The sequence below is a fragment of the Actinomyces oris genome (assembly GCF_001929375.1).
GTDB lineage: Bacteria > Actinomycetota > Actinomycetes > Actinomycetales > Actinomycetaceae > Actinomyces > Actinomyces oris_B.
On sequence record NZ_MSGO01000036.1, the window covers coordinates 161,307 to 167,350 of the forward strand.

Sequence of the window (6,044 nt, forward strand, 5' to 3'; positions counted from 1 at the left end):
GGTCTTTGGTGCATTGTCCGATGGGAAGTATTTGTGTGGAGGGGTATGATGGAGGCATCATTTACCCAACCGGTATATTGAGGTGAATGACGAGGGCAGGAGTATTCGGTGTCCTGCCCGGGATCGATGACTTCGAAGGAGGGATCTCGATGAGTGCGACGCGAGTGCTGGGGCGGATTGGTGCTCCGGTGATGGCTTTTGTTGTGGCGATCGGAATGTTCTTTGGTGCGGCAGGGCAAGCTGTGGCTGCACCTCATCCGGTTGCGCAAAGTCCTGAGCAGGCGAAGGTGGCGGAGCTTCAAGCCGAGTATAAGGCGGAAGCTTCGGCTGAAGACTATCAGAAAGCCGTTGAGACCTATGATCGACTGGTCGCGGGGCAGCCTGACCCTGTCGAGGCGCCGGCCTCGACATGCGTCACCATCCCCAAGTGGGCCGTTGTTGCTTACGCCTGGTATGTCATTGCGGCTGGTGGTACCACGGCTGCAGTAGGGGCCTTCCTGGATGGGACTATCGTCGGTCTTCCTGCGGGTGCCGTGTTGAATGCTCTGGGGATCGGTGTAGGTATCACTGGATCTGGGCTCCTGTACTGGACGGATCACACATCTTGGCCCAAGCGTGTTTGTGTCTGAGGTCCTTCTCGGGTGGGCGGGGGTTCGTTGAGTCCTGTGCGAATACATCTTCATCCTTTTGTTGCGTGCGGTGTATACTTGGGTGAGAGTCTGCCTCGTATTTAAACGCTGGGAGGTGAATCATGGATATCCCGCAGTGGTTGCTAGGGCTCATCTTCCTGGCAGTATGTGTGCTCCTAGGAAGGGCGATTCGTCTGTACCGGACCAGGTGCTCCTGGATGCGCAAGTACCGGGAAGACCAGCCCCAGCGCTGAACGATCCGAGCTGTCCGCATGGACGTCGTCGGCCCCCGCACCGGGATGGTGCGGGGGACGACTGTGTGGAACTGGAGAAAGGGTCGGATGGGGCGCGTGAGCCGGTGGCTCAGGCGTCGCGGCGGGTGAAGACGACCGCGGCGATCGCCAGCGGGACGATGGCCCAGGCGGCGAAGACGGCGATGGCCTGCCAGTGCTGGAGGAAGGCGGCGGTGCCGGCCTGTCCCCACTGGTGAGCCAGGCTGAAGGGGTCGGAGACAGCGATGGACAGGGTGTCCGGCAGGAGTCCCAGGACCTTGTTCGCCCACTTCCAGTGGCCGGCCATGAGGTTGAAGGGAATCGGGACGACGAACAGCACCGACACCACCACGGTGATGGCCCCCGCCGTGGAGCGAGTGAGGTAGCCGACCCCCTGAGCCATGAGCGCGATGAGCGCGAAGACCAGCCCGGTGCCCCAGAACAGTCCCAGGTAGTGGGCGTCCGTGAGAGAACCGGCGTGGCCCTTCATGAACGGATAGGAGGCGGCGTAGGCCAGCGCCACGCAGAGGACCCCGAGGACGAAGGAGAAACCCGATACGACGAGCGCCTTCGCTGCGAAGAGACGTCCGCGGCGGGGAACGGCCATCAGTGAGGAGCGGATCTGCCCTGAGGCGTACTCGCCGGTGATCATCAGGGCTCCCAGGACAGCGACGACGACCATGCCCAGCACCGAGCCCATGGAGATCATGGTCTTGGCCTCGTCGGCTCGACTGGGGGAGCCGGCGAAGCCCACGGCCATGCCCGCTCCGAACAGGACCGTGATGACGATCGTGATGGCCGACGTGACCCAGGTGGAGGTCAGGGTGCGCAGCTTGATCCACTCGGCGCGCACCGCGCCGGTGAAGGACTGCCGTCCGGCTACGTGGGGCCGACTGGGCCAGATGGCGGCCTCCAGGGCCCGCCGCTGCCCGGTGCGGGATAACCTGGAGGTGGGGGCGGCCTTCTGCAGGGCCTCGAAACGGTGGACGCTGGTGGCCGGGCCGGCTGCGGCGTCGATGGTAGTAGTCATGGTGCGTCAGTCCTCGGAATGCTCGTGGTCGTCGTTCTTCCTGACTGATTCCAGGCTAGGAGGGCTGGGGTCCGGTGTGATCGTCCCAGTGGCTGAACGCAGTAGGGGCGGCCTCCTCCCCCTGAGGGAGGAGGGGTCGTCTGCGGGGACGATGAGTCATTACCCGGTCCGCGGGATGCCCGGTGACTGCGGGATGAGGGGGTGGGTGGTTCGGTGAGGTGGGAGCAGGGCAGGCGGGAGGCAAACTGTCTACAGTTCGGCGGCTTTGTTGAGGATGGTGGCTTCGTCTTGGCCGGTGTTGCCGCCGTGGTGGGGTGTCCAGGTGCCGTTGTTGCAGGTGAAGGTCAGCCAGAGGTCGTCGCTGGAGGGCTCCTTTCTTGCCTCGTCGTTGAGCTGGAGTGTGGTCAGTCCTGCGGCTTGGCAGTCGGCGACGGTGTGGACGACGGGTGCTGCTGCCTCGGGGGTGAGGCCTTTGCGCTCGTCGGTGACCAGGCCGGTGACGGACAGAGTGCCATTGTCGAGGTCGATGCTGCCGGTGGCGTTGGCCTGTCTGGCGGTGGTGATGACCTGTTCGAAGGGGACGGTGGTGGGGAACTGTCCTTCGGTGTTGCTGGTGGAGGTGACCTTCCATCCGTTCATGGTGAAGGTCTTGGAGGATCTCTTGACGCTTGGTTGGGTCAGGGTGGTGGGGGGTGTGGTGACTTCTCCGTAGTCGATCGTGGGTCCCTGATAGCCGTCGATGTTGCCGGTGAAGGTCTTCGCTTCTCCGACGGGGGTGAGTGCGCGCTTGACGTCGGTCCGGATTGCCTCGGGATCTCGTTGACAGGAGACGTCGACGTCGATGCTGCTGCCCTTGGCGTTCCAGGACACGGAGATGACGAATTCGCCGCTGTAGCGGGGTACCTGCTGGAGCGTCTTCTGCCGGGTTGAGGCCAGCAGGTTGGCGGCCGCCTCCGGGCTGGTGTTGTCCTTGAGACGCACGTCCAGTCGGACGTCGTTGCCTCCGAGGTCAGCTGAGGCCTCAGTGATCTTGGCGGAGATGACCTCAGGGCTGCTGGAGAGGTGCTTGGAAGCTGTGCTGGCGACGCGCCGGACTCTGAAGCCATCCGGACCGCTGGCGGGGTGCACGGTGATCTCGATCAGGTAGAAGAAACCACCAACGATCACCACGAGGACGACCAGCATCACCCGGGCCGCCCACCACCCCGCTGACCTGCCCGACGACGGTTTCTTCCGGCCGGCAGAGGCTTCGCTGCTCGAGTCGGCTGTCTGGGCTTCGTCTGACCCTGCGTCTCCTCTGTGTTCAGGTGTGGTCTGCTCGTCGGGCATCGGCTGCTCCCTTGCTGACTCATTGGAGGTATTGAGGCTTATTCACAGGGCTAGCCGACGCCGGCATCTGCGCAGTTCACAGTGCCTTTGACGGATGCTGTGAATAAGCCTCATTCTTCCTGATCCGCCTTGGTGGTGGGGTGTTTGGTCCGACGGCGCAGAGGTGAAGGCGGGGTGGTGGGTTGGTTAGAGCTCGGCGGCTTTGTCGAGGATGGCGGCTTCGTCTTTGCCGGTGCTGCCGCCATGGTGGGGTGTCCAGGTGCCGTTGTTGCAGGTGAAAGTCAGCCAGTACTCGTCGTCGCTGGAGAGTCCTTTTTGAAGTTTGCCATTGAGCTGGAGTCTGGTCAGTCCTGCGGCTTGGCAGTCGGCGACGGCGTGGATGACGGGTGCTGCTGCCTCGGGGGTGAGGCCTTTGCGCTCGTCGGTGACCAGACCGGTGACCGACAGTGAGCCGGTGTACGCGTCGACCTTGATCCCACCAATGGCGCTGGCCTGCCTGGCGGCGGTGATGACCTGCTCGAAGGAGACGGTGGTGGTGAACTTTCCTTGCTGGTTGCTGGTGGAGGTGACCTGCCAGCCGTTCATGGTGAAGGTCTTGGTGGAGCGAGGAGCGCTCGGTTGTAGGAAGGTGGTGGGGAGTGCGGTGACTTGCCCGTAGTCGATATGGGTGTTTTCGATGGTTTTGGCTTCACCTGCGGTGGTCAGGTCCTGTTCGGCGGTGCGTAGTAGGTCTGGGCGGCCGGCACAGTTGTAGGTGGTCTTGATTCTGGTGCCGTGCAGTGTCCAGGACAGGGTGACGTAGAGGTTGATGTTGGTGTCGGGGCTGTTCTTGCCGAAGGCCGCGGTATGGGTGGAGGCCAGCAGGTCCGCCATCGCATCAGCGCTGGTGTCGTCCTTGAGGCGTACGTCCAGGTCGGCCTCGGTGCCGCCGATGTCGGCCGAGGCGTTGATGATGGTGACCGAGACGACGTTGGGATCCTTGGACAGGTGCTTCTCCGCTGCACTGGCGATGCGTCGGACCTTGAAGCCCTCCGGTCCGCTGTCGGGGTTGAGGGTGATGCTGACCAGGTACATCAACCCGACAACCGCCACCACCACGACGACCACCACGACCCGGATAGCCCACCATCCCGCCGACCTGCCGGATAACGCTGCCTTCCAACCCCCAGAAGTCCCGCTGTCCTGGGTGGGGCTGGACTCCTTTCCGGAGCCATCTGTGCTATTAGAGTCTGCCGGCGATGCTTGTTTGTCATCGTCGGAAGTGTCGAGATCATGACCTGGTGTGCTTGACAAGCTGAGCCTCCAATGACCGTCCAGGTTGACGTGGTTGACAGCCGGGGAAATGCTGACCGCTTCCTCGAGGTGGCCTAGTTCGTGTTGATGGAGTAATCGTCAACATATTCCGGGCCCGCGCCTCGCAGGATCCGCCCCTGATTGTGCACGGAGGTGCTCATTCGCGGGGGGTGTTTGGTGTTGTTCGGGTCTTCGCTTGGGATGTATCCCGAGTGGCCAGAGTTCCCTGCCAGGTGACCATGAGAACCGTTGGCGTCTTGTGACTCGGTGCTCAGCGCAGTGAAGTCCGAGTCGTAACCGGCGGTGCCTCCGCCGCCGACGGTGCCGCCATAGTAACCAGACCTCGCGATCCAGTCGTTACCGGCAGTGGTGGAGAACATGTGGTCGGGCAGCATGTGCAGATCTGAGGCGTCCGTGGTCCCAACGCCCGGCGACCCCCACACAGAGAAGTCATCCACAGGGCTCGAACTCGAGTTCTGCAATGCGTAACCGTTCACCAAGGATCCGTAGGAGTGACCGGCCGCCATCAGGTGTGGATCTCCATGATGGGTCTCCTGAAGGCCATCATAGAAGTCGGCCAGGTACTTACCGCCTTCCGTGGCTTCTCCTGAGGAGAGGACTTTATCTGCGTGGGGAGCATCGTAACCCAGCCAGGTTACCCCCGCGACGGTTTCCTGGCCCTTATCGTCACCTGTGGACCAGGCGAGCCCGCTTTCCTTCATGATGTTCTCGGTACCGTTCACATACTTCGCAGGATCACCATTACCCTTGGCGAGGCCGTTGTCGACCGTTGAGTCCATGCCCGGCGTGGAGACCACCACGTGGGCGGCGTTGTCGACATCCCCGGAGGCGACTGCGGCTCGGAAGTGGTCGCCACTGTTGTCCAGTACTAGCAGGGTGCGCCCATTTACAGGCGCGGGCATGCCTTCATCGTCCAGGGACTTGGGCTTCCCCTTGCCGTCCAGGAACATGGCTGACAGGGCGTGAATATCCTTTTGCCTCTGGATCAATGCTTCATATCCCGGAGTTTTGATACCTCCTCTTGTGTACTTTGGTTTGTAGCCTTGGACGCTCTTGTCTATCTCGGTCTGCATAATGGGGAGCCAAATCAGGTTCGCTTGGTATCGATCATTTGAGGGGATTCCATCAAGGTTACCGATCCAGGATGGATGCTTGTTGATGATGTTCTGCCGTTGTGCGTCAGTCAGCGAAGTCCACCAGTCGTTGACCTGGTTGGGGGTCCACTTTGGGTTCGGGGGCCTCTCGCCGTGGTTGACCACCTCGGGGCTCGGGCCGTTTGCTGTATCGTCCAGTTTGGTGATTTCGTTGTATACGGAAGAGATGAAGGTCGCCGTGTCATCCGCTTGCTCGACAAGTCGGTCGCGTTCCTTCTTGTATCCTTCAATCAATGACATTGCGTGAGTGGGTTCAAGGCTAGGGTTTTTCTTGTAGTCGGCCGTAATCTCTCCGCTTTCGGATATCTCTAAATCA

General features: G+C 61.8%; 5 protein-coding genes. 1 reads left to right on the forward strand and 4 read right to left on the reverse strand.

Annotated features, from left to right (window positions below; genetic code table 11):
- Positions 1–149 precede the first annotated feature (149 nt).
- Positions 150–629 (forward strand): hypothetical protein, encoded by a 480-nt coding sequence (locus BKH32_RS13615; RefSeq protein ID WP_143222777.1) that lies wholly within the window; start codon positions 150–152, stop codon positions 627–629.
- Positions 630–992: 363 nt separating this feature from the next.
- Here BKH32_RS13615 and BKH32_RS08680 read toward each other — a convergent pair whose 3' ends face one another.
- From BKH32_RS08680 to BKH32_RS08695, 4 genes are all read right to left on the reverse strand, one after another.
- Entirely contained in the window at positions 993–1,931 is a 939-nt protein-coding gene (locus BKH32_RS08680; RefSeq protein ID WP_081376758.1) for an ABC transporter permease subunit, read from the reverse strand.
- A 249-nt stretch (positions 1,932–2,180) separates the two neighbouring features.
- Positions 2,181–3,260: a hypothetical protein gene (locus BKH32_RS08685; RefSeq protein ID WP_075249592.1), complete on the reverse strand. Its 1,080-nt coding sequence runs from the start codon at positions 3,258–3,260 to the stop codon at positions 2,181–2,183.
- 186 nt (positions 3,261–3,446) lie between these two features.
- Positions 3,447–4,370 carry a hypothetical protein gene (locus tag BKH32_RS08690; RefSeq protein WP_075249594.1) on the reverse strand — a complete coding sequence of 308 codons (924 nt, stop codon included), beginning with the start codon at positions 4,368–4,370 and terminating at the stop codon, positions 3,447–3,449.
- Between the two features lie 257 nt (positions 4,371–4,627).
- Positions 4,628–6,044: alpha/beta hydrolase (locus BKH32_RS08695; RefSeq protein WP_143222778.1), on the reverse strand; the 1,417-nt coding region annotated here is incomplete at its 5' end.